The sequence below is a fragment of the Streptomyces sp. A1136 genome (assembly GCF_004795055.1).
Taxonomy (GTDB): Bacteria; Actinomycetota; Actinomycetes; order Streptomycetales; family Streptomycetaceae; genus Streptomyces.
Genome location: NZ_SSBJ01000018.1, coordinates 1 through 22,280, shown reverse-complemented (window position 1 = coordinate 22,280; position 22,280 = coordinate 1). Strand labels below are relative to the sequence as shown.

The following is a 22,280-nucleotide window of genomic DNA, read 5'->3' as shown; positions in this document are numbered from 1 at the left end:
GCGTGATGTCATCTAGACCTGGCTTGTTCTGTGCGGACTATGTGACGATCAATCTATGAGCAGGGGATCAGGCAAAGCGACCGGTGAGCTCGCCCGGGTTGGTCGTCCGCGTACAAGCCAGTTCCAGCCGTACGGCGACCGACCGCCTCGCGATGCACTCCTGAAAGTAGCGACCGAGCTGTTCACCCGGCAGGGGTACGGCGTCACCACCACACGTTCCATTGCGGAACGGGCCGGCATGCGCCAAGCCACCATGTACTACTACTTCTCAGGCAAGGAAGAGATCCTCGCGGAGCTGCTGGAGTCCACGGTGACGGCCTCTCTCACGCGGGCTCGCCGGTTGCTTTCCGAGGCGGCCCGGCCCGCCTCGGAAAGACTGTGGGAGCTTTGCCATATGGAGGTGCTGGCGCTATGTGTCGACCCATGCCCGGGCGCCCTCTACCTTCTGCCCGAAGCGGGTTCCGAACGCTTTGCTCGGTTCCACGACATGCGGGAGCAACTGCGCGACGCCTACCTGGAGTTGCTGGAGAGCATCGCTTCTGACAGCGGGCTGGGGGTGGACGGGGCTGCTCTCAGTCTTCGCAACGATCTGGTCTTCACCCTCGTCGAGGGCGCGGTCCTCGCTCGCCGCTGTGATTCGGCGAGGTCGACTGGGGATCTTGCACAGGCGACCGCCGACGCGGCCTTGCGGATTGTGGGTCTCAAAACCGGAGGCTAGAGCTGTGCTGACCCGCCGCCCACTGTGGAGAGGCCTCACGAACGAGGACGGGTCTCCTCACCGTGATCCTTCGTCCACCTCCTCACCACGATGAGCTGTCCGTCAGCGGTCTCCTCCAGCAGCTCGATGCGCACGTCGGCCCGGCTGCCGTAGCGGCCGATGAAACCCCGGAACTTCCGCTCGGCGGTCGCCTCGCTGTCCCAGGTGCCGGTGATGGCGGGGGAGGGCGGCGGGCCGAAGCGAAGCCTGACGTGAAACGGCACATGCGGATCATGAGCGGTGCGCCTCCCCGCTGCAAGCCGCGCGAGGCCGAGGACGGCCTTCGTCGTCTGCCCCCTCACCACCCGCTGCGACATCGGCACGCGCTGTTATCGAAAAGATGTTCCGTCCCGGGTGGTATGCGGGTTACTGTCCCTGCACGCAAGATCCCTTCAGGGGGGAGCACCACATGCACGTCATCGAATCCGGAGCCCGCCCTGGGCGCCCGCCCGGTGTCACCCGCCCGGGCCCGGACGGACTCACCACCCGCCAGGCCGCCATCGTCGCCTTCATCGAGCAAACCGTCGCCCGCAAGGGCTACCCGCCCTCGATGCGGGAGATCGGCGAAGGCGTCCACCTGCGCAGTACCTCCTCCGTCGCGCACCAGCTGATGGCCCTGGAGCGCAAGGGCTTCCTCTACCGGGACCCGCACCGGCCCCGCGCCTACCGCGTCCGCAGCGATCAGCACGCCGACCTCTCAGACCCCCCAGCCGGCACGGCGCCAGAGGCCGTCCAGGTCCCGCTCGTCGGCCGCATCGCCGCCGGCTCGCCGATCCTCGCCGAGGAGGTCGTCGAAGACGTCCTTCCGATGCCGCGGCACCTGGTCGGCGAAGGCCAGCTGTTCGCGTTGACGGTGGTCGGCGACAGCATGATCGAGGCCGCCATCTGCGACGGCGACATCGTCACCGTGAGAAAGACCGACAGCGCAGACCACGGTGACATCGTCGCCGCCATGCTGGACGGCGAGGCCACCGTCAAACGGCTGCGCCGCGAGAACGGCCAGGTCTGGCTTATGCCGCACAACGCGGCGTACGAGCCGATCCCCGGCGACGACGCAGTTATCCTCGGCAAGGTAGTCGCCGTCCTGCGCGCGCTCTGAGCAAGAGCGCCCCGCGCCGCCCATGGGACGCGCCTCGGCCGCGGCGTACGCACGCGGCCCCCTGCACGAGCCCGGCAGAACGCCGGCACGTACCAGCACAACGACGGGACCCCGACTTGACCCTGATGCCCGGAGCACGCGTGCCGGGACGGACCTGGACGGTCCGCCTCACCGGCCACCCCGATCACACCGTGTCCGTCACCTGCAGCACCGCCGCATGCCGGATGCCGCCACGCTCAAAGGACGCAGCGAGCATGCGCCGCTTCGCCGCCGAGCACATCAAGGCCCACGGACGCCTCGCCGGCGCCCGCCCCAACGCCGCCTGCAGCTGCGGCAGCGCGCACTGCGCCCTCCACGAATCCCCCGTCCAGTGCGCCGGCAGCAGCCTGCTGGTCCTCGTCCACAACCCGGCCGTCGGCCAGGTCTGGACCCTGGCAGAGGTCTGCCAGACCTGCGCCCGCCACATCCCGCACATCACCATCCTGGCTGGGGCCAAGCCCGCCGTCCCCACCCCGGCGGCCCCTTCCGTGGAGCAGCCGGCGCAGCGCACCGCAGTACCGGGCGGGTTCTCCTCACCGGACGCCGCTCCCGACCCCTCACCGGGCCGGCGCCGGCCCCACCGTCCGAACCGGTCGCGGGGCTGAGACGGGCGCGGCCCCACCGCCGAGCCCTCGCAGAGTTGCCCGCTCGCCGCTGGATGAGCACGGCCTGGGTCAGCGGCGGGTGACGCCGTAGCCGGTGTCGTTGAGGGCGGACGTCCAGACCTCCCGGTTGAACCACTTCGTGATGTCGGGCTGCATGGCGGTGATGGTGTCCATCCGGGCCTGCCAGTCGGTGCCAGTGGGCCGCTTGTCCTGACAGCCGGTGCAGCCGTCCTCGCCGTGGATGTGGCCGGCCATCCAGGCGTTGACGGCTACGTTGACGATGACGCTGTAGAGGTCGCCGCCGCTCTCCTCCAGGGCGTCGGGGACACCCCCGAGGATGAGCGCCAGCTCCGGGTTGTCGACTGGCGGCATCGGCGCGCGCCCTACCTGGCCGGGCGTGCTGCTGGTCTCGGCCGCCTGCCGTTGCTGGGCGATGCTGGCCGCGAGGCCGGCCGGGTCGAAGTACCGCCAGGCGGAGCGCTCCTGGATCCCGAGCCGCTCGGCTACGGCGCGGATGTTCTGGTGTCGGCGACCGTACCCGGCCGGACGGTCACCCCCCGGTGGGCCAGCTCGGCCAGCGTGTCGGCGACTGCTTCCTTGAACGCCTTCGTATTCCTCATGGTCGTCATTCTTCAGGAAGGCCCACAGCCCTGGCTCCCGATCCCTCCTGCTTCATGCTGGCGGAGGGCGAGTTGCCACCGAGGCGCCGCGCGAAGCGTCCGCCTGTCAGCCACCGCGTGGGCGCCCGGCAGGCCACCCCTCAGTGAGCGCTTGAAGACGATCCCGCTGGAGTTCCTCCTCCGCAAGGCGGGCGTCGAGCAGGGCCTGATCTACGTGGGGAGCACAGCGGCGAGGACCAGGCGCTGGAGCTTGGCGGGGCCCCCACGGCCGCGGGCAGCTCGTACGCGCGGACCTGGTCGTGCTTAACCCGGCACGCCTCCATTGACTCCCTGGGGCGAGCGGAGTCACTGCTTCGCCCGGCCCGGCGGCCGTCGAGCGGCCGGCCGGGGTCTCGTTTAGCTGGAGGAGCGATCGGGGCGGTTGAGCTGGGCCATGAGCTCCCGGTTGGTGGCGTTGAGCTCGTCGCCCTGGTCCTGGAGCCTGTGTCTCCGGGGCAGATTGGGGGCGAATACGGGGCGCGACCAGCCCCGATTATGATGAATGGATGGTATAGTTGTGTGGTTGGTCGGCGGTGGCAGTCGGCCAACACACCGAATCCGTATCTCACTCCCCAGAGAGAGCCATGACGACGCGTAAGACGCAGGTTGGCGCCTCCGACACCACGAAGAAGGAGGAAGGGCGCCCCGTACAGCCGATCGCCGGTTTCGCCAGCATTCACGTGGATGTCATCGACGCTCTCAAATCCGCCGAACTCGGAGCTACTCCGAAGGCTCAGTCGCCCGCGCAGCGCGGGGTGCTGATCGAGACCGTGCGCAACCGGCCCGTCCTCAGCGCCCACGCCTTCGAGCAGGACTTGTCTCGGCCCGCCACGGCATGGCGCCCAGACCCAGACGTCTCTCCAACCCGCATACTGCCTCCCGGTCCGAGGCCCACGACGGGCGCCGCACGCCAGCCCCGCCCCGTCGTCGTTGTCGTCGCCGGGCAGCCAGGCGCGGGAAAGACACAGATTGCCGACCTCGTTCAGGCCGCGCTGGACCAGCGGGGTGGCGCGGTACGGATCTGCAGCGACCTCTTCAAGCCGGTTCACCCCCACTACGCCGAGTATCTGGCGGCTGATGTCCGCACCGCCGGCGTGAAGGTGCGCCCGGATACGCGCCGCTGGCAGGCCACGCTTGAAGAGCATGTCCGTGCGCACGCGTTCGACGCGGTCGTCGAGTCCGCCCTTGCCGACCCGGCGGAGTTCCGAACGTCGGCGACTGCGTACCGGCAGGCAGGGCACCGGATCGAGGTGGTGGGAGTGGCGACAGCGGAAGCCTGGAGCCAGCTCGGCCTCGTGGACCGTTTCCTGTCCGAGGCGGTGACCGGCGGCGGCCGGTACGTGTCGTGGGAGAACCACGACACCTGCGCCCGGCAGATGCTCGTGACGCTGGCGGTGATCGAGGCCGAGCAGCTGGCCGACCGCATCACCGTGATGCGGCGCGACGGCACCGTCCTCTACGACAACGAGCTCACCGGCGAGGTATGGCGGCGGCGGCCTGCGGCGGACCGGGCGGTGGCGTGCGAGCGCTCCCGGCCCTGGAGCGCCCAGGAGACTGCAGTCTTCCGACGTACCCTCGCGCGGACCGATCAGCGGCTGCACCGCGAACTGCACTGCGAGGACCGGCGTCTGGCCGTCCAGCGGGATACCGAGCGGGCGGCCGCGCTCGCCGAACCGGTCCGGCGCATCGCCCAGCCGCGCAAGGGCGCTCCCGGCGTGGACTACCACCGGCTGTCGGCCGAGGAGCACCGGTGGATCTTCGACGAGCTGATCGCCCCGTCGTACCTGACCGGCATCCTGCCGCGCGAGAACCCGCGTGCGGTGTACGTGCTGGGCCAGCCGGGCGCAGGCAAGTCAGCCACGGCCAGGATGGTCCGCCGGGCCATGCGCCCGGGCACGACCCACCTGGTGGGTGACGACTTCAAGGTGTCCCACCCGGACTACCTGCGCCTGCTGCAAGAGGACCCGCGCAACGCCGGAGCCGCGGTCCGCGCCGACTACCGGGCCTGGTTCGCCGAAGCCGAGGAGTACGTACGGCGGCAGCGCGGGGACGCCCTGGTCGAAGGCGCCCCCGGCAGCATCCCCGAGTTCCTCGCCAGCGCAGAGCCGTTCCACCGCGCCGGGTATCCGGTCGAACTCGTGGTGCTGGCCGTCCGGGAAGCCGACAGCCGCCTCGCCACCGCCCTGCGTTACGCCCGCGCTCAGAAGCTCGGTATCAACGGGCGCTTCACCTCCCGCGCCGGGCACGACCAGTGCTTCCACGCGCTCACCGACATCGCCGCTCTTGCTGCCGGGCATCCGGCGATCTCGGCCGTGACCCTGGTCCGCCGTGACGGCCAGGCCCTGCTGCGCTCCGAGTGCGGCAGCACCCAGCTGGCCCGGGCGCTCGCCGCGGAGCGCGCCCGCCCCTACACCGAGGCGGAGGCGGCCGCGTTCCTGGCGCTGCACCGGGCGCTGCGCGAGGCACTGCCGCGGCACCGGCGGGAGCTGGACGAGATCGTGGGGCTGGCCCGGCCGTTGATGCCGGCCCGGATGCAGCCGCCGCGGATCGGTCGCCCCCGGCCGGAGGTGTGGCCGCTGGTTCTGCCAGGCCGCTACGACTGGTCGGTGAGCTCCTTGAGGCGGGCCGCGTAGTCGGCTGCGATACGGGCGGCATCCCCGGGGCCAGCGGTTTCCAAGCGCGTCTGGTCGTCGATCGCGGCCTGCCGGGCGGCTTTCAGCTGCTCGATGTGTTCGTCGTCAGGGACGGATGCTCGGCGCTCGGCGGCGATACGGGTGTTGTAGAAGGCGATGACCTCCCGCACGGCGTCACGTGCGAGCTGGTCCTCGTCGCCGTCCAGGGGCTCGAAGGCGGCGGTGTTCGGGTCTGACATGGGGACCACCCTTTCCTGAATGATCTTGATGGTAAAGGGATCATTCTCCTCCATTTCGTCCCGGGCTCGCGCTCAGCCGTCGGCTGCCGGAGCTCCTGCGGTAGCCGGCGGAAAGTCCCATGGCCTGCAGATCCAGTCCCTGGGCCCGCAGGCACACCGAAGTCGTCGCTGAGCACCCGGGTGCCCTCCTATCCCGGAATCCTCCCAGCGCGGGCCCCTCCCCGACGAGACGCTTTGGGCAGCCTGCTGGCGCTCTCCGGCCTGGCCGGATTCCGGACGTGCTTCCCCCACGGCCCATGGTGACGGCGTAACTTGGACGCGGTTGATCAATGACTTCGGGGGTGGGCGTGGCAGGCAGGGATCTCAGGGCGCTGTTCAGCACGAACGACCGCACGGTGGCGGCGGCCGAGGCGTTCACGAACCGTCAGGCGCAGTGGGACCTGGTCGCGGCTGCCCTGGCCGAGCACCTGCGGCATGTCGCGGATCCGGGCTTCGATGTCGAGGACCTGGAGCGGCCGCGGAACAACGTGATCGTGTTCCACGGTGTCGGCGGCATCGGCAAGACGACCCTGTCGAGGAAGCTGGAGGCGGCGCTTGCCAGCGCCGACCAGCGCCCGTCGCAGTGGGGCGAGCCCGCCTGGTCCATGGAACGCATCCTGCCCGTCCGCATCGACCTCTCCCGCTCTGCCGGCACCTCCTTCGAGGACCTGGTCCTCACCATCCGTGCCGCGCTGACCGAACTGGGCCAGCCCCTGCCGGCCTTCGACATCGCGCTGCGCCGCTACTGGGAGCAGCAGCACCCCGGCGAGAGCCTGGAGGAGTACCTGAGCAGCAGGGGCCTGGCGGCACGGTTTGGCAAAGCGATGCCGCAACAGATGCAGTCGGCGCTCTCCGACGTCGCCCAGGCGCTGCTCCTGCCCGGCACCGTCGGAACCGCCGTGGGCGCCCTCACCGGATCCCTGGTCAAGGCGCTGCGCGAACGCCGCCAGACCGTCCGGGCGCTGGCCGGCTGCACGCGGCTGGAGGCCCTGCTGGAGGCCGAGCCGGACCTGGACGCCCTGTCCTTCTACCCGCACCTCCTGGCCTGGGAGCTCGCCCAGCTACCCGCGAACAAGAAGTCAATACCGGTCGTGCTGCTCGACACCTTCGAGGACGTCGGGGACCGTACGCACCGCGATCTGGAACGTCTCATCCAGCGGGTGGTGTGGCTCATGCCGAACGTGTTCTTCGTCGTCACCGGCCGCTCACGCCTGCAGTGGGCCGACCCGGGTCTCCAAGGACAGCTCGACTACACCGGCCCAACCGCATGGCCGGGCCTGGTCTCCCCCGCCAGCGGTATTCCGGCCGCCCGTGCCGCCCGGCCGGCTGCGGGCCACGGTCAGCAGGTCCTCGTCGGCGACTTCTCCCCCGAAGACTGCGACGACCACCTCGCCCGCCGCCTCACCCACGACGGCCAGCCCCTCATCGGCGCCGAGATCCGCCAGGTCATCACCGAACGCTCCCACGGCCTGCCCCTCTACCTCGACCTGTCTGTGCTCCGCTTCCTGGAGATCCGCCGCACCCGCCGACCGGCCCCGGCCGACTTCGACCACGACTTCGGCGCCCTCATCGCCCGCACCCTCTCCGACCTCACCCCCGACGAACGCCACGTCCTGCGCTCCATCAGCCTGCTGGACGCCTTCGACCTTCCCCTGGCCACCGCGGCCGCCGGCCTGCCGCACGAAGCCCCGGCAATGCGGCTCATCGAGCGGCCATTCATCCGCGAGAACCCCTTCGGGCTGTGGCCCTACCACCTGCACGGCCTGATCCGCTCCACCATCCGCAGCGCCGACGACGCCACCGACGACCGCTGGTCGGAGCGCGACTGGGAACAGGCCGCAGGCCGAGCCCTCACCGCCCTTGGAGCCCAATGGGCAGCGCACACCGGTCGGGACCGGATGCTCCTGGTCGGCTGCCTGCGCCAAAGCCTCCCCCTCGCCCGGGACTTCCGTCTCGACCTCGGCTGGCTCGCCGACGCGGCCTGGGCCTACGTCAGCGACTCCGTCTGGGAACCCATCGCCCCGCCCGCCGGCCCCCACGGCACTAGCGGCCTGGAGACGGCCGCCGACGCCCTCGCCGAGCTCCTTGCCGCACTCGCCCGCCGCCAGCACGAGCACCGCTCAGTCACCGCCTCCCGCCTCACCACCATCACCAACAGCGAACTGCTCCCGGCCGACCTGCACGAGATGGCCGTGTACTACCTCGCCAAGGCCCAGCGCGACCTCGGCGACTCCGCCAGCTCACGTGCCGGCATGCAGCTCGTCGCCGACGGCGGCGGCCGCCTCGCCCCCGCCGCCCGCCGCGGCCTGGCCCACCTCGCCCGCCTCGCCGGCGACTTCCCCACCGCGTACGACACCGCACGTACCCTCGGCTGGGCAGGCCGCCAGCACCGCATCGAAGGCGACATCCTGTGGCCTCACGGCGACATGGACCGCGCGGCCGCCGCCTACACCGCCGCACGCGACCAGGCCGAGCAGCACGGGGTCGCCGGAGAACGTGCCATCAGCCAGGCCCAGCGCGCCCTCGTGCTCGCCTTCACCGACCCCGACACCGCGGATGACGAACTCCACCTCGCAGAACAACTCCTCACCGGACTCGACCTCCGCGCCACGAGCCTCACCGTGAGGATCGCCTCGCTCGTCCGCGATGCGGGTGCCCTCCCCGGTCTTGAGGCAGCCCGAGCGCTGCGCGCTGAGATCCGCGACACAGGCGTCACCGCCGCTGAAGCCGTCCTCGAACTCGCCCTCGCCTTCCACCACGCCATCCAGGGCGAGGAGGACAAGGTCCGCGTCGTCATCAGCCGGCTGCGCGAACTCGCCAGGACCGGCGATTACACCTACTACGCCGACATCGCCCACTTCATGGCCGGCCTCCCCCTGCCCAGCCCGTCCCCCGCCACCTGGCTCGACGGCCCGAACGCCGTGCGCGCCCACTGGCAGCAGCTCGTCCAGGACCGCCGATCCCGTCTCGGCACCGTTGAGCAGTCCGTCCGCTGACGCAAGCGCGAAAACAGAAAGGTCCGCTCAGCGGATCGTGTGCAGACCAAAGAAGGAGTGGCAGTGGCCAGTGATGGCGAGTGCCCCTTCAAGTCTGTCGACCGTGGCCCAGGCACGGGTACGCGTGATCGCACTGGTGTGTGTGATGAGCGCCCGCCAACCCATCGCCTATCAGCCCGACGAACCGACCCTGGCTGAGTGGCACCAGTCACCGAGCACGATCGTTTCCCCGGTGAACCCGCCCACCCGGCTAGGTGACACAGCTGATCTTGGACTGTCCTGCGCGCTCGCGGGCCGCTAGAACCCGAGCATGATCACAAACCTGATGCGCAGCGGGCTGCCTGCACTCGCCCTCATCGCTCTCCCCCTCCTCACCGCCGGCGCCCCCACCGCCCAGGCAACACCTCCCGGCCAGCCGCCCTTCCGGCGGCAGCCGCGGGCGCCCCAAAGATGTCCTTTTCGTAGGCGACGTAGAGGGCGGTCGCTTGGCCGACGGTGCGGTCCAGAGCGAACCAGTCGGGGGCGGCCCGGAGGAGTGCTCCGGCGTTCGGCCACGCCGACGGTACGTGAACCTCGCGGAGTGAGGCGATGAGGTCGAGGAACCACCCCTCGCGGGCAGCGCATCATCGTTAGGATCACTCGATGGAGAACGACCTTGCCTCATCCGTCCCGGATGCTCCCGTCACTAGCCGGGAACAGGACGCGGTGCGCCTCCTTCTGCTGATTCGCGGCGCCGGCCAGAAGCCCACACACCTCGACCTCGCCGACCCCGGTCTCGGCAAAGCAGTCGGGGTGGTCCGTACCCAGGTGCGCCTGCAGAAGTTGGACTTCTGGCTGAGGAACCCCGACTACCTGGCCGATGAGCTGCTCACTGACTACGAGACGAGCAAGGAGCCGGCCCTGCTGGAGCTCGCGGGTCAGATCCTCGACTCCGAGGAGCCCGAGGTCCGCCGGTATCCCATGCTGCGCCACCATTTCGGCGCCTACGAGCCTCTCGACGACGCGCTCGCGGTGCTGCGCAGCAGCGGCCTGGTCGTGCGACGCCGGCGGGGGACCGTCAACCACGTGCGCCAGCACGACTACTACCTGACCCAGCACGGCGACCAGGTCGCCCAGCGCGTGGTGAGTGAGGCACCGGTGTTCTCCTACTACGTCGAGCGGGTCGCCCTGGTGGTCGCTTTGGCTGACGGACTGGGCGGCACCGCACTGAAGAAGCGGCAGTATCTGCAGCGCGAGTACGCCGAAGCGGCACGCGGCACGCGCATCGGATCGGTGAGCATCCGGGCCAGGGCCCGGCTTGAGGCACTGCGCGCGCAGAGCGCCACCAACGGCAACGAGGGGGAGTCGTGACGGAAGCCGAGGAGCCTCTTGCGACCCGGATCGCCCGGCAGGCCAAGAGCAGCGAGGTCGACGTCCGCGACGTCTTCGCCACCTACGGGCTGCCTCTCACCCTGACTCCCGCCCGCCCGCGGTCACTGCGCCTGTACCGGATGCGCGTGGCCGGCCTGCGCACCGGGTCCCTTGAGCCGGGCCCGTTCGACACCACGTTCCGCTTCGGCGCGGGCCTGACGGCACTGGTCGCTTCCAATCTGCGGGGCAAGACCAGCGTCCTGGAACTGATCACCTGGTGCCTGCGCGGCACCCCGCGTGACCTCCAGTCGGGGGTCCGGAACTGGATTCGCCACCTGGACCTCGACATCGTCGTGGCTGGCCAGCCCCTCGGCTTCCGCCTGGACTGCATCGACGGCGAGATCGTCCGCGCACAGGTACTGACCGGCCCCGACATAGGCTCGCTCGAAACGGCTCGCACGCCCGACGACGCGGGCCAGATCACCGCTCTCATCACCGCTGGCAGCGCCGAGAGCTATGCCCAGCACATCCAGGCCTTCATGCTCGACCGCCTCGACCTGCAGCCCCTGCTCAACACACTCAATGAGACCGGCACACAGGCTCATGGGTGGCCCGTCTATTACGGAGCGATCTACCTGCCCGCCGGCGGCGACAAGGTGCTGCTCGGCGACCAGATGATGGGCGGCCTTCCCGGCCGCCTTCTCCAGGTCTTCCTCGACCTCCCGGCCGCCGCGACCCTGACCCGCGTGCGCGCCGCCCATGACGTCAGGAGCTCCACCGCCAAGCGCCGCAAAGCCGACGCCCACGGCGCTTTCCAGCAGCGCCGCGAGGAACGCGAACGCAAGGAGAGCGAGCTGCGCGAGGCCCGCGCCCGACTGGCCGCGCTGCCGGGCCCCGGCGAGGACGAATCCCTGACATCCCTGGCCGCCGAAGCGGCAGGACTCGCACGCGAGGTGGCCGACGCCCAGGAGACTTGGGAAGGCCTGATGCGCGTGCACCGGCGCGCGGTGGAGCACCGGCGCCGCGAGGAACGCCTGCTGAACGATGTGAGTGAGAGTCTCACCGCCCGGCTCCTTTTCCACGGCCTGGACCCGCAGGCCTGCCCCCGCTGCGACCAGGAGATTGCCGAAGACCGGCGTCTGCAGGAACGCGACCACCACGCCTGCGCCGTCTGCGCCCGGCCGGTCACCGGCGAGGACGACAACCCGCAGGAGGTACAGGACGAGGCACGACTGCGCCTGGAACAGGCGAAGGAAGCCGAGTCCACCTCCCGCCAGGCGCTGGAAGCCGCCGAGGCCGAACTCACCCGGCTCACCGACCTGCTTGCAGCCGCCCAAACACGCCTGCGCGAGGCCCAGTCCGTCCTTCTGCTCCCCCAGCGAGTCGAGGCACAGGAAGCGATCCTGCGTCTGGAAGGAGCGCTGTCCGTTCTCCCCGATCTGCCAGGCAGTAACGGCGACCCCTACGAGAGCACGATCGTCAATGTCCTCAAGGCCGGCGTCACCGTCCTGGACAGCGACAGCAAGTCCGCTGCCGAGCGACTGTTCGAGGACGTCAACAAGGAGATCGCCGACCTCGGTCGCCGCTTCGGCATCACCTCCCTGGAGAAAGTAGAGATCAACCGCGCCGCCCAGCTGAAGGTCATCAAGGACGGGGGAGTCGCCGACTACTTCAGCAAGCTGTCCGCTGGCGAGCGGCTGCGTCTGCGTATCGCCGTGGTCATCGCGCTGCTGCGGGTCGGAGCGGCACATGGCCTGTCCACCCACCCGGGCCTGCTGCTGATCGACAGCCCCAAGGCCGAGGAAATCCAGGACCTCGACGCCCACAGTCTGGTCACGGAACTGGCGAAACTGGCTGACGAGAACAGCTTGCAGGTGCTGATCACCACCGCCGACTTCACCCTTGCCAACGGCGTACTGCCCAAGGACCGTATCGTCGAGGTACCCGAGGGCCGCCCCATGTGGTGAACACAGCCCTTCCCCCACAAAACGCACGACCAGGACAGGAGAGGGCGGCATGGGTCTGGCCGAGCAGCTCAGCGCCCTGGCCGAACAAGGCCGGGAGATCACGTTCGCTGGACTCGGTATGCCCGCCGATGCCGTCCGTGCCGAGATGGGCACGGTCGCGGCAGGTCCCTACGCCCCCCTGCTGGCCGAAGCGGTCACCCACGCATTCGACCACGCTGAAACCGACTGGCACGACATCGCAGGCACATTCCCCGGCGGATTCGCCCACCAGTCCAGCTTCCTGCACACCACCGCGACCCTCGAAACGCTCCTCACCAGCGCCTCGGCCACACAGCACCTCGCCAAAGCCCTCAATACAGCACTCCTCAACGACTTCAACACAGTGACAGGCACCCAGCCGCTGCTCGCCGCAGCCCGCCTCGAAGGCGCGGTCCGCCTCGCGGTAGCCAAATCGGTCAACCCCTACCAGGTCTGGGGAATCCTGGAGGAACTCGAACAGAGCGACACTCCAGAAGACCTCACCGAGCGCCTGCCTCGCATCATCGGCCTGGGATTGGACAGCTGGTCCAGCCACGAGCAAGCCATCACCGCCACCCTGCGCTCCCACCTCGAACGCCTCTCCAACGACGAAGCCAGCGACATCGACGCTTTCGTCGAACTGGGATACGACCGGCTGCGCACCGCGCTCACCTCCCGCACCGTGGCCGACGTCATCGACCACCTCCAGGCCGCCCACACCTGCTTCACCACAGCAGACGCCGCCGAGGAAGCCCGCCACGACGCCCGCGCCTACGCCGCCGTGTGCGACGCCCTGCTCGCCTTCACCGCCGGCCAGAGCGCCAGACTCAACGAAGCCGCCGACCGGCTCGCGGCCACCCTCAACCAGCGGCACGCCTGGAGCTGGGGCATGCACCAACCCGCCTGGCTGCAACCGCAGAAGGCGGCCGAAGTCGCGTGGGAACACCTCGTACTACAGCTGAAACATGCTGCCGAACACCTGCAGGACGCCGTCTGGATGGAACCCTGGGGAGCACTCGACCACGTCCTGACCGCCTATCAGGCAGCCCGCACCGTCTGCCCTGTCGGCTCAGCGCAACACGGCATGTCCCTCCTCGTCGAACCCGCCATCGAAGACACCTTCCTGCGCCAGCAGTCCCTCCTCGCCCAGCTCCGCCGCGCTGTCACCGAACCGGACACCCACCCCACCACGGGCTTCGACCAGGAGACAGCGTCCAAACTCCTGACCCGCGTGGAACAGCAACTGACGGCACGGCCCTCGGGCCGGCGGGAGCACGGAAGCACCGCGGGCGCTGACCCTGAGGAACCGCCCGGTGAAGCGGAGACCGAACGCGCCCACCGACTGGCCCCCGCGGCAGTAAAAGCACTCGGACGTGACTTCACCGCCCGACTCGCCCGCAGAAGCACCGACGACGACCTGAAGGTGATCGACGACCTGGCCTATCGCGCAGACCTCACCCGGCTACACAACTCCGACCCCGTCGTTGTGCCGCTGCTCAACCGTCTCCTGCACGGCCTGGAAACCTTCCCCGACTTCGTCGGAGAGACCCGCCGGACCTTCACCGTCCTGGTCGGCCAGACCGTCCACTTCCTCAGGGCCGCAGCCGACCTGGACACCGCCACTGCCTTCGGCGAGGGGCGGACCGGCCCGGACGGTAAACGCATCAAGTTCCGTGACTACCGGCGGCGCTTCGACAAGGCCGACGGCGACCTGGTTCCCGTCGAAGGAGACCTGCAGCAGCACTTTTACACCTGGCTCCTCAGCGGCCAGATTGGCCACCTGGTGCAGGTCGAAGCCGTCAACCGGGCCCTTGGACGGGCGGACATCCTCGTCCACTTCGGATCCCGCCAGTACCTGACCGAGATCAAAAAGAACCACACCAGCAACGACCGGGCCTACCTGGAAAAGCGATACCTGGCTCAAGCCGCGGAATACACCAACACCACCGCTCCTTTCGGCCAGCTGCTCGTACTGGACCTCACCGAGAAAAGGAAGGTCGGCACCCTCCGCGTCGACGAGCTGACCTGGCTGGCCAAGCATCGTCCACCGAACGCCCTGATCGACCGCGCGGTCGTGGCGGCCGTCGTCACCGGCAACCGTTACACCCCCAGCGATTTCTCGGCGTAGCAACCGGACCCGATTCGGTCCAGTGCCGCATGGTGCCCTGTGGTCCGTACGCGCGCACACAGCGGGCGACGGCAGACAGAGCGAAGACGGTGGCCAGCTGCGCATCGGTCAGAGCGAGGCGCGGTGCTGCACCGTCGCGTGCGAGTGCCAGGACCGCCTCGGCGACGGCCGTCTCCATGGGCACGCTCTCCAGCCATTCGATGCCCGCGGGCCCCATCACCGCGCGGCGGTACGGGGAGAAGCCGGGGTCGGCGAGGACGGCTTCGGTCAGCAGCCCTGAGGTCTGCTGGCGCATGGAGGCGGCCGTGATCGGGCACACGGCGCCCGTCGCCGCGGCGGCCGCGATGGCTTCCGGGTCTGCGGCGAGGTACCCGCGCATCAGGTCCAGGGCGGCCGTTTCGCCGGTGATCTGCTCCGTGCTGGTGGTCATATCCGCCCGACGACGCAACGGCGCCGTAGGCGCGGCCACGGGGCGCCGGCTCCTCGCGTGCGGGGACGGACCGGAGGCTGCTCACCTCCCCGATTTCGCTGCAGATTGGGCCGATTGGAGCGTCTGACTAGCCCTGATCGTGAGTGATGCATGGTATAGTTGTCTTGTTGGTCGGCGGTGGCAGCCGGTCAACATGCCGAATCCACACCTCACTCTCCAGGGAGAGCCATGACCACGTCCGAAACGCAGGTCGCTACCACCACGGCGGCAAAGAAGGAGGAAACGGAGGCCGTAAAGCCGACCGCGAACTTCACGGGAATCCACGCGGAGATCATCGACGCACTGAATTTCGCTGAATTCGGAATTGCCCCGAAGGTGCAGCCACCCGCTCAGCGCGGTGTGCTGATCGAGACCGGCGGCAACCGCATCGTCTTCAGCGCCTACGACTTCGACACCGCGGTGTCGGTCATGGTCCCGGCCGCCACGCCCGCCGGGAAGGGCTCCTCGCTCCTCGACTTCCCGGAGCTGAAGAAGACGCTCGCGGCCATGGTCGCCGGGGAGCCCAAGGCCGTCGCGGCCCAGACCCGCGTCTCGCTCGCCGGAGACCTGCTGGCCACCGAACACCTTACGGTGCCCATCACCACGCACGACATCCACGAGTACACCCAGCCGCTGGAGGCCGTGCCCGCCATGGCCACCATGGACGCGCAGACCTTCCTCGCCCAGCTCAACCGCGTACTGCCCACGGCGGGCACCGACGACACGCTGCCCGTACTCACCGGCATCCAGGTCACGCTGGACGGCGAGACTCTCACCATGGCCGCCACGGACCGCTACCGCTTCGCCGTCGCGGAAGTCCCGGTCACCCACACCGTGCAGCCGCCGGAGCAGTCTTTGGCCGCGCTCATCCCGGCCGTCACCCTCTCCGCCCTGGCCAAGCGGCTGAAGAGCCACGACGGGCCCGTGGGCATCGGCATCCTCGAAGACGACCATGCCGAAGGGGAGCCCGTGGTCATCTTGCCCACTCCCCGCGCCACGCTGTCGCTGGGCGCCATCACCATCACGATGCGCTCACTGGACGGCAGCCTCCCCAAGTACGGGAAGCTGTTCCCCGAGACGTGCGAGACGTCGGTCCGGCTCGACCGCGCCACGACCGTTCGGGCCGTCAAGAAGTGCCAGGCCGTCCTGAACGCCAAGGGGCTCAAGAACATCCCCGTGATGTTGGCCTGGGACACCGAAGGCAACCTCACGCTCGCCCCCCGTCTGGGCACGGCCGAAGGCGAGGCCCGAACCAAGGGCATGTCCATCCCGACGACCATCACCCACGGCACCGGTGAAGGCCTGCGTGGCGGCCTCGCCGCCTTCAACCCGGGCTTCCTGCTGGACGCGCTCGGCACGTTTACCGGCGACACCATCACCCTGCACCTGGGTGAGATGAAGAACGGACAGATGACCAAGCCTGGACTCTTCACCGAGGGCCCCGAAATGGCTGGCCAGGGCTACAAGCACCTGTTGATGAGCGTCCGCCTCTCCTGAGCGAACAACCGCCCGCGGGGTGGGGCGCGCCGCCCCACCCCCGCCCCGGCGGGGAGTGGCACCCCGCCCGCCCGAACACACCCACACAGGAGGTACTCCCATGTCCTTGATGCTCGACTGGCGAGGAACCCCGATCACGCACCACGCCCACGTCCTCTTCCCTCGGAAGTGGGGCCGCAGCGCCCACTCGACCGAGATGGTGGAAGGCGTCGTCCACGGCTTCCACCCCACCGGACGGATCACCGTCGATGTCCTTCGAAGCTCCCGTCCGCGCGAGACCGGAGGAACCGGCCGCACCCGCTACGCGGTTCCGGCCCACAGCGTGACGGTCGTGCCCGCTCCAGCCGGCCTGCCCGCCGGAAACCCGGGTGACGCCGCACCGAGCCCAACCCCACAGGCGCCCTCCCCAGCAGCGCCCCTTGAGCTCTTGACGGTCGACGGGACGCAGTACGGGCCCTACCCCGGGCAGCCCACCACAGCTACGCGATGCCCCTACGACACCTACCTGTTCACCCGCGGGACTGCGCAGCGCATCGTCGAAGACCTGCACCGGGACAACTGCGGTCTCACAGCAGCGTTCGAGTACGACGGCACGCTCAGGTTCACCTGGGACGCGACCTACCGGGACGAGTCCGGCACCGAGCGCGTCACCCCGGACGCCCATGGCCGCTACGCGATCGGCGGACTCTGGCCCTGGGACTTCTGGCCCGAGACCGGCGGGGCGACGCCCCAGCCCTGACGCTCAACCCGACGCGGACCAGGCCCCTGTCCGTGGAAGGACTCGTCTCGGTCCGCCACGGGAAGGGCCGGGACCGGGGCGCGTCCAGCACGTGCCGGCAGCCTGCGGGCGGCCGGGACGGCGCCCCAGTCCGCGACGGCCGGGGGCGCTTCCATCGTGCGCCGTACGCCAGGACCGGGCCTGCGGTCGGGCCGGCAGCCAGGGGCGGCTCCGGCCCGGCCCGTGCCGCGACCGTGCCTTCGCTCACCGGCCTGCCAGACCGGCTCCGGCCTTCACCCGCAGGAGTGAATTCACCCCTCGCGTACGCGGGCGGGGATCTGGCGGTGCGCCCCCAACTGCCGTTGAAACATGGGCCATTGACAGCAAATTGGATCTTTCGCAATCTTTCGGGCGTGGCTCCAGACGGGGCCCGGAGAGGAGTTCGTGATGGGCAAGCAGCGGGAGTTCTACGACGAGCAGGGCGCGGCCGGGAGGCTCGGAGTCCCGGTAGCCGCCTGGCGGTGGGCGGCAGGGTCCGGACTGGTCCCGCCGGCGGACGCGGGGCCGGGGCAGTGGTCGCGGTCCGCGGTCGACGCGACGGACGCGGAAGGCGTCCGCGCCGCCCTGCGCGGGCCGATGGCCGCGGGGCAGGCGGCGGACCGGCTGACCGAGGCCCTGGGCCAGCCGCTGCCGCGGTGCCGCCCGCGGGTAACGGCTGCAGCGGTCGGCCACCTGGTGAAGGCCGGCCTGCTGGTTTGGCTCGGCGGGGAAGCGGCGTGCCCCGACGTCCACCCGGACCAGCTGGCCGCCCTCGCCCGCCGCCGAGACCTGCCGGCGCTGCTCGACCGCCACGTCCCCTTCGGCCCGGACCAGGCCGCGGTCCGCCTGGGCGTGCGCAGGGTCGACTACGACCAGGTCGTCAGGCTCGGATGGATCTCCCCGGCGGGCTCAGTGATGATCGACTACAAGTCCCACGGCGGCTGGACCAAGGTCCCCCTCTACTCGGGGGTCGATCTTGCCCTGCTCCCGGTCCTGCGGCCCGGAGTGGACTGGGAAGCGCTGCGCACGGTGCCCGCCGGCCGCCGCTCGCCGCTCGCGGGCCTCGCCCCGGTCGCACCCGGGCGCGACGTGGTGCTGCTGGCCGAGGTGGCCACGATCGCCGGAGTCGGCCGCGCCGCGGTGGTGAACTGGCGCAGACGGCATGCCGACTTCCCGGCCCCGGTCGGCGGGTCGGACATCCACCCGGAATTCGACCGCAGCGCGGTGGCCAGCTGGCTCCTCGACCACGACAAGATCAAGATCCCGTCCCAGATCCCGCCGGCCATGCTGCTCCTCGACGGCCCCGAAGGCCCGACAAGGCTCCGCCTCGACGGCCCGCGGCTGCTCCTGGCGGACGACGCCGAGGATGAGGACCAGCTGTCCGCCTGGACGACCGAGGACGACGCCGACACGCTGGCGAAGCTCACGGCCGGGGAGTTCGGAGCGTCGCTGCGCAGGCTGACCGTGCCGGGAGCCGCCCCGCTGGCGGTGCCCGGCGAGGTACGGCTGATCGACCTGTTCAGGAACGGATCGGGGGGACTGAAGGTGACCCTGGCGTGGCCGGCCGCCCTCCGGGGCGCCGCCTCGGACAGGCAGGCTGGCGGAGTGGTGCGACACGGCCTGGCGTACGCGGGCCGGGGCAAGGCCTGCGGGTGCAAGGGCCAGGCCTGCGGCGGCGTCATCCCCGTCCCTTGGTGCGAAGAGCACGGCGCGTCTGCCGAGCCGGCCGTGGAATGGCACCCGGGCGGAGGAATCCGCTGCGCAGACCTGGCCCGTAACCGGAGCGCTGCCGCCGCCGGCGCTCCGTCCGAGGTGTGATCAGACGGTAGTCGGAGGCCCGGCGGACGAACCCGGCCCCGGCCCCGGCCCCGGCCCCGGCCCCGGGGCCGGGGCGAACGCCAACGGATTCAGCCCACCCGGGAGGTGTGCATCAACTCCAAAATGTGATGCATGCATGGTATAGTTGTCTCATTGGTTGGTGGTGGCAGCCGACCAGACCCGAAGACACGATCGAGAGGTTCTCAGATGACCACTGTTTGGGCGGTTCCGTACGACCCGGAGCCCGGCAGCGAGTACAAGTTCTCCATCTCCGACATCGCACGCCAGGCGGTCAAGTTCCTCGGCGACGGCTGGCATGCCGAGTCCGGCTACTGGGGCGTGACCGGCGAGATCACCACCCTGGACGGCGTCCGGTTCATCGTGGGCGTGGACCACGAGGGAGACCTCTACGTCCACGCGGACAAGAACGCCGAGCCGACCTTCCTCATGGAGTACTTCGACTGCATCAGCGCCTCGGACGGCCTGGAGGAGGTCACCAAACGCGTCGTCGCGGTGCTCCTTGACCTCGCCTGATTGGCGTTCTGAGACGCACCCTGGGGCGCCAGGGCGCGCCCCAGGGCTGGCTCTTCGAAGGAGCCCCTGATGCGATTCCGATCACGACGACGACGGGGCCGTCCCCGCTACGGTCCAGGTGCCCCTGGAGGGTGGCCGTCGCCGTCGAGAAGGCCTCGATCGCCCGGAGCTGGGGCGGGGCGGCGAGCATCTGCACGTTCGCTGAGAGACCGTTTACAGCCCGTCGGTGTTCAGCTGGTCCAGATACTTCCTTAGGAACCGGTGCACTTGCTCGTCAGTGGCGACGTCCTCGCTGTCGAAGCGGCTGTCTGCCCACGAGGTGTTCCCGCTGGAACGGATGCGCAACTCCCCGCCCGTGATCCGATAGTGCCGGTATTCAGAGATGTTGCGCGCCTCATAGCTGGTTTTGCGCTCGAAGCCCTCGTTCATCTCCAGCAGCTGCTGGCGTACTTCCCTCGTCAGGCGCACGGATCCCTCCACCTCTCATAGCAGTGGAGGGATCCTGTCACGGCTCAGGCGCAGCGCCGGCCCTGATGGGCGATTTTGCGGAGACGATGGACCGGAGACGCGCCCCCGCGCGTACACATGCGGATCAGCTGGTTCCTCAGCCGTGCCGATGCCCGTCCACCCGTGCCCAAGGCCACGGCGTTGCGGCGGAGACGGTGTGGCAGCGCGGGCCGCCGCCAGTTCTGGATGGACTTGTCCGCCAGGTCAGCCCTTCTGGGCGGCGAGTCGGCGTACGGCGCGCTTGATCGAGCCGAGCTCTTTCAACACCTGGTCCATCGCGGAGTCCAGCAGCATGACCGGGTCGTCAGCGGACCAGAAGCGCACTGCCTGCGCTACCTGATGCTCCCAGAACCCGGCATCCTCGGCGGCTTCGTAGCCGAGCTGTGACGCAAGTTCGGCAAAGCCGTCCCCGGGTCGGCCGGTTGCCTTGGCAACGACAAGCGCCGACAACAGTGGCCGGCCGTGCTGGTGCTCGTAGACGCTGATGTGGCCGAGCTTTGGGTAGAGCCCGTGCATCTGGTGCCGCGACGTGTAGGGGTCCTTGCCGTGCGGGTCGACGCGTTGCGCGAATTCCTTGTAGCCGATGCAAGCGGAGAGCGGATCTGCTGGGTCGCCAGCCTGGGCAAGGGAGCGCAGAAGGCGGTGCATGTCGCGTTCGATGGGAGTGAGAGTAAGCACGCGAGCTCCTCGTAGGGAGGGGACCCGGAGGTCCGAATGTCCGTGGACGTAGCGCCCGTAGGCGCGCTTTGACGGTAGCTCACGCGATACCGACCGCGCTACGTCCCTTGCCCCTGATCGGAGCTCGGCCGCTGCCAGGGCGCCGCTGGGAGGCGCGAGGGGCGCCAAGTGATGCATGCATGGTATAGTTTTCTTGTTGGTCGGCGGTGGCAGTCGGCGGACACCGGACACGCATACGAGGAGAGTTTCATGGCGCATCTGATTGAGCAGTTCAGTGACGGTACGGCGGCGTTCGTGAGCGCGCAGCAGAGTGCCTGGCACCGGCTGGGCACCGTGACGACGCAGGCGTTGACGGCGGAGGATGCGATGCGGCTGGCTGCGCTGGACGGCTGGAACGTCCGCCTTGTCGGTCTGCAAGCGACCGAGCTGACGGCCGAGGGCGCGACGCTGCTGGACGTGCCGAACCACCGCGCGAGCGTCCGTACCCACCCGAAGACCGGGCGCCCGGAGACACTCGGTGTTGTGGGTCCGGACTACACGCCGGTCCAGAACGAGGAGCACGCGGAGTTCTTGAACTACCTGGTTGACGAGTCCGGGGCGCACTTCGAGACGGCGGGCTCGCTGCGGGGAGGCCGTCAGGTGTTCCTGACGATGAAGCTGCCCCAGTCGATGACGATCGGCCAGAGCGACAAGGTCGACCTGTACATCGCCGCGTTCAACTCCCACGACGGCTCCAGCGCCTTCCGGATCGTCGTTACCCCGGTCCGGGTGGTGTGCGCCAACACGTTGCGGGCTGGGCTCCGCAACGCGAAGAGCAGCTACACGGTCCGTCACACCTCGGGCGCGCGGGGCCGGATCGCCGAGGCCCGGCAGGCGCTGGGGCTCACGTTCAAGTACGCCGAGGAGTTCGAGAGGGCCGCTCAGCGCATGTTGGACGCGGAGATGACCACCCCCATGCTGCGGTCGGTTGTGGAGCAGTTGTGGCCTGTCGCCAACGGCGACAGCACCCGGAAGAAGAACAACCAGCTCACCCGCTGGAACACCATCCGGATGCTGTTCGAGCACGCTGACACCCAGGCCGGGATCCGGGGAACAGCGTGGGCGGGTTACAACGCGATCACCGAGTACGCCAACCACGTCGCCCCGGCCCGCGGCGCCACCTCGGAACTGAAGAGCGCCGCGCGCGCGGAGCGGGTGATCACCGGCACCGCCGATGAGGTGATGGAGCGCGCCTTCCGCCTCGTGACCGTTTAGCCCGACTCGGGGAGCAGCCGGAAGGCTGCTCCCCCCTTCCCGGCCGGGAGCGCGCTGGTGCCGCTTTCCGCCCCCGGGGCGGCCGGCGGAAGTGGCTGGGTGGTGGGGTGTTTTGACGGTGTGATAGCTGTGTGGGGGAGGCCCGGAAGGGCCTCTTTCTCTTTTCCGGGGTGGCTCCCTATTCGTTTCCCGGGCGGGCTGAATTCCCATCCTAATTCCCTGATGTGTCATCAGTTT

At 69.6% G+C, this 22,280-nt stretch carries 19 protein-coding genes; 13 read left to right on the top strand and 6 right to left on the bottom strand.

The window, feature by feature from the left end; all coding sequences use genetic code 11:
* The first annotated feature begins 55 nt into the window (after nucleotides 1–55).
* Nucleotides 56–718 carry a TetR/AcrR family transcriptional regulator gene (locus E6R62_RS18765; protein ID WP_136214621.1) on the top strand — a complete coding sequence of 221 codons (663 nt, stop codon included), beginning with the start codon at nucleotides 56–58 and terminating at the stop codon, nucleotides 716–718.
* A 35-nt stretch (nucleotides 719–753) separates the two neighbouring features.
* Here the strand turns inward: E6R62_RS18765 and E6R62_RS18760 are convergent, their stop codons facing one another.
* Nucleotides 754–981, bottom strand: a complete 228-nt coding sequence (locus tag E6R62_RS18760) for a hypothetical protein (protein WP_136214620.1) — start codon at nucleotides 979–981, stop codon at nucleotides 754–756.
* Between the two features lie 185 nt (nucleotides 982–1,166).
* Between E6R62_RS18760 and lexA the strand changes: the two genes are divergently transcribed.
* Together lexA and E6R62_RS18750 are read left to right on the top strand one after the other, a co-directional pair.
* Nucleotides 1,167–1,856 carry a transcriptional repressor LexA gene (gene lexA / locus E6R62_RS18755; RefSeq protein ID WP_136214619.1) on the top strand — a complete coding sequence of 230 codons (690 nt, stop codon included), beginning with the start codon at nucleotides 1,167–1,169 and terminating at the stop codon, nucleotides 1,854–1,856.
* A gap of 254 nt (nucleotides 1,857–2,110) precedes the next feature.
* On the top strand, nucleotides 2,111–2,500 hold the full coding sequence (locus tag E6R62_RS18750; protein WP_240801752.1) for a hypothetical protein: 390 nt from the start codon (nucleotides 2,111–2,113) through the stop codon (nucleotides 2,498–2,500).
* Nucleotides 2,501–2,569: 69 nt separating this feature from the next.
* Here E6R62_RS18750 and E6R62_RS40925 read toward each other — a convergent pair whose 3' ends face one another.
* Nucleotides 2,570–2,872 carry a hypothetical protein gene (locus E6R62_RS40925; protein WP_240801751.1) on the bottom strand — a complete coding sequence of 101 codons (303 nt, stop codon included), beginning with the start codon at nucleotides 2,870–2,872 and terminating at the stop codon, nucleotides 2,570–2,572.
* A gap of 871 nt (nucleotides 2,873–3,743) precedes the next feature.
* Here E6R62_RS40925 and E6R62_RS18740 point away from each other — a divergent pair.
* Nucleotides 3,744–5,792, top strand: coding sequence for a zeta toxin family protein (locus E6R62_RS18740; protein WP_136214618.1), 2,049 nt, complete (start codon nucleotides 3,744–3,746; stop codon nucleotides 5,790–5,792).
* Here E6R62_RS18740 and E6R62_RS18735 read toward each other — a convergent pair.
* A complete protein-coding gene (locus E6R62_RS18735) occupies nucleotides 5,753–6,031 on the bottom strand; it encodes a hypothetical protein (RefSeq protein WP_136214617.1) in 279 nt (92 codons plus the stop codon). The two genes, E6R62_RS18740 and E6R62_RS18735, sit on opposite strands and share 40 nt — an antisense overlap.
* 347 nt (nucleotides 6,032–6,378) lie before the next feature.
* Here E6R62_RS18735 and E6R62_RS18730 point away from each other — a divergent pair, with 347 nt between their 5' ends.
* The 4 genes from E6R62_RS18730 (at nucleotide 6,379) to E6R62_RS18715 (ending at nucleotide 14,529) form a co-directional block, all read left to right on the top strand.
* Nucleotides 6,379–9,066, top strand: coding sequence for an ATP/GTP-binding protein (locus E6R62_RS18730; protein WP_136214616.1), 2,688 nt, complete (start codon nucleotides 6,379–6,381; stop codon nucleotides 9,064–9,066).
* Nucleotides 9,067–9,708: 642 nt separating this feature from the next.
* Entirely contained in the window at nucleotides 9,709–10,416 is a 708-nt protein-coding gene (locus E6R62_RS18725) for a hypothetical protein (protein ID WP_136214615.1), read from the top strand.
* Nucleotides 10,413–12,383 carry an ATP-binding protein gene (locus E6R62_RS18720; protein ID WP_136214614.1) on the top strand — a complete coding sequence of 657 codons (1,971 nt, stop codon included), beginning with the start codon at nucleotides 10,413–10,415 and terminating at the stop codon, nucleotides 12,381–12,383. Before E6R62_RS18725 ends, E6R62_RS18720 begins: the two co-directional genes overlap by 4 nt.
* 49 nt (nucleotides 12,384–12,432) lie before the next feature.
* Nucleotides 12,433–14,529 carry a hypothetical protein gene (locus E6R62_RS18715; RefSeq protein ID WP_136214613.1) on the top strand — a complete coding sequence of 699 codons (2,097 nt, stop codon included), beginning with the start codon at nucleotides 12,433–12,435 and terminating at the stop codon, nucleotides 14,527–14,529.
* Here the strand turns inward: E6R62_RS18715 and E6R62_RS18710 are convergent.
* Nucleotides 14,489–14,959, bottom strand: coding sequence for a hypothetical protein (locus tag E6R62_RS18710; protein WP_136214612.1), 471 nt, complete (start codon nucleotides 14,957–14,959; stop codon nucleotides 14,489–14,491). The genes E6R62_RS18715 and E6R62_RS18710 overlap by 41 nt on opposite strands.
* Before the next feature lie 228 nt (nucleotides 14,960–15,187).
* On the opposite strand from E6R62_RS18710, the gene E6R62_RS18705 reads away from it, so the two are divergent.
* The 4 genes from E6R62_RS18705 (at nucleotide 15,188) to E6R62_RS18690 (ending at nucleotide 19,604) form a co-directional block, all read left to right on the top strand.
* A complete protein-coding gene (locus tag E6R62_RS18705; RefSeq protein WP_136214611.1) occupies nucleotides 15,188–16,495 on the top strand; it encodes a DNA polymerase III subunit beta in 1,308 nt (435 codons plus the stop codon).
* A 100-nt stretch (nucleotides 16,496–16,595) separates the two neighbouring features.
* Nucleotides 16,596–17,234: a hypothetical protein gene (locus E6R62_RS18700; RefSeq protein ID WP_136214610.1), complete on the top strand. Its 639-nt coding sequence runs from the start codon at nucleotides 16,596–16,598 to the stop codon at nucleotides 17,232–17,234.
* Between the two features lie 426 nt (nucleotides 17,235–17,660).
* The gene (locus E6R62_RS18695; protein WP_136214609.1) at nucleotides 17,661–19,070 is read left to right on the top strand and encodes a hypothetical protein; all 1,410 of its coding nucleotides are present in this window, start codon (nucleotides 17,661–17,663) and stop codon (nucleotides 19,068–19,070) included.
* Between the two features lie 207 nt (nucleotides 19,071–19,277).
* Nucleotides 19,278–19,604: a hypothetical protein gene (locus E6R62_RS18690; RefSeq protein WP_136214608.1), complete on the top strand. Its 327-nt coding sequence runs from the start codon at nucleotides 19,278–19,280 to the stop codon at nucleotides 19,602–19,604.
* A 213-nt stretch (nucleotides 19,605–19,817) separates the two neighbouring features.
* Here the strand turns inward: E6R62_RS18690 and E6R62_RS18685 are convergent, their stop codons facing one another.
* Both E6R62_RS18685 and E6R62_RS18680 read right to left on the bottom strand, forming a co-directional pair.
* Nucleotides 19,818–20,072 carry a hypothetical protein gene (locus E6R62_RS18685; RefSeq protein WP_136214607.1) on the bottom strand — a complete coding sequence of 85 codons (255 nt, stop codon included), beginning with the start codon at nucleotides 20,070–20,072 and terminating at the stop codon, nucleotides 19,818–19,820.
* A 243-nt stretch (nucleotides 20,073–20,315) separates the two neighbouring features.
* Nucleotides 20,316–20,789: a hypothetical protein gene (locus E6R62_RS18680; RefSeq protein WP_136214606.1), complete on the bottom strand. Its 474-nt coding sequence runs from the start codon at nucleotides 20,787–20,789 to the stop codon at nucleotides 20,316–20,318.
* Nucleotides 20,790–21,038: 249 nt separating this feature from the next.
* Between E6R62_RS18680 and E6R62_RS18675 the strand changes: the two genes are divergently transcribed.
* The gene (locus E6R62_RS18675; protein WP_136214605.1) at nucleotides 21,039–22,043 is read left to right on the top strand and encodes a DUF932 domain-containing protein; all 1,005 of its coding nucleotides are present in this window, start codon (nucleotides 21,039–21,041) and stop codon (nucleotides 22,041–22,043) included.
* Nucleotides 22,044–22,280: the final 237 nt, after the last annotated feature.

What these genes read in the sequence shown, in the direction of transcription:
- E6R62_RS18735 (WP_136214617.1), bottom strand. Translation starts at nt 6,031, where the DNA reads ATGTCAGACCCGAACACCGCCGCCTTCGAGCCCCTGGACGGCGACGAG.
- E6R62_RS18740 (WP_136214618.1), top strand. Translation starts at nt 3,744, where the DNA reads ATGACGACGCGTAAGACGCAGGTTGGCGCCTCCGACACCACGAAGAAG.
- E6R62_RS18705 (WP_136214611.1), top strand. Translation starts at nt 15,188, where the DNA reads ATGACCACGTCCGAAACGCAGGTCGCTACCACCACGGCGGCAAAGAAG.
- E6R62_RS18765 (WP_136214621.1), top strand. Translation starts at nt 56, where the DNA reads ATGAGCAGGGGATCAGGCAAAGCGACCGGTGAGCTCGCCCGGGTTGGT.
- lexA (WP_136214619.1), top strand. Translation starts at nt 1,167, where the DNA reads ATGCACGTCATCGAATCCGGAGCCCGCCCTGGGCGCCCGCCCGGTGTC.
- E6R62_RS40925 (WP_240801751.1), bottom strand. Translation starts at nt 2,872, where the DNA reads ATGCCGCCAGTCGACAACCCGGAGCTGGCGCTCATCCTCGGGGGTGTC.
- E6R62_RS18710 (WP_136214612.1), bottom strand. Translation starts at nt 14,959, where the DNA reads ATGACCACCAGCACGGAGCAGATCACCGGCGAAACGGCCGCCCTGGAC.
- E6R62_RS18750 (WP_240801752.1), top strand. Translation starts at nt 2,111, where the DNA reads ATGCGCCGCTTCGCCGCCGAGCACATCAAGGCCCACGGACGCCTCGCC.
- E6R62_RS18700 (WP_136214610.1), top strand. Translation starts at nt 16,596, where the DNA reads ATGTCCTTGATGCTCGACTGGCGAGGAACCCCGATCACGCACCACGCC.
- E6R62_RS18690 (WP_136214608.1), top strand. Translation starts at nt 19,278, where the DNA reads ATGACCACTGTTTGGGCGGTTCCGTACGACCCGGAGCCCGGCAGCGAG.
- E6R62_RS18725 (WP_136214615.1), top strand. Translation starts at nt 9,709, where the DNA reads ATGGAGAACGACCTTGCCTCATCCGTCCCGGATGCTCCCGTCACTAGC.
- E6R62_RS18695 (WP_136214609.1), top strand. Translation starts at nt 17,661, where the DNA reads ATGGGCAAGCAGCGGGAGTTCTACGACGAGCAGGGCGCGGCCGGGAGG.
- E6R62_RS18715 (WP_136214613.1), top strand. Translation starts at nt 12,433, where the DNA reads ATGGGTCTGGCCGAGCAGCTCAGCGCCCTGGCCGAACAAGGCCGGGAG.
- E6R62_RS18675 (WP_136214605.1), top strand. Translation starts at nt 21,039, where the DNA reads ATGGCGCATCTGATTGAGCAGTTCAGTGACGGTACGGCGGCGTTCGTG.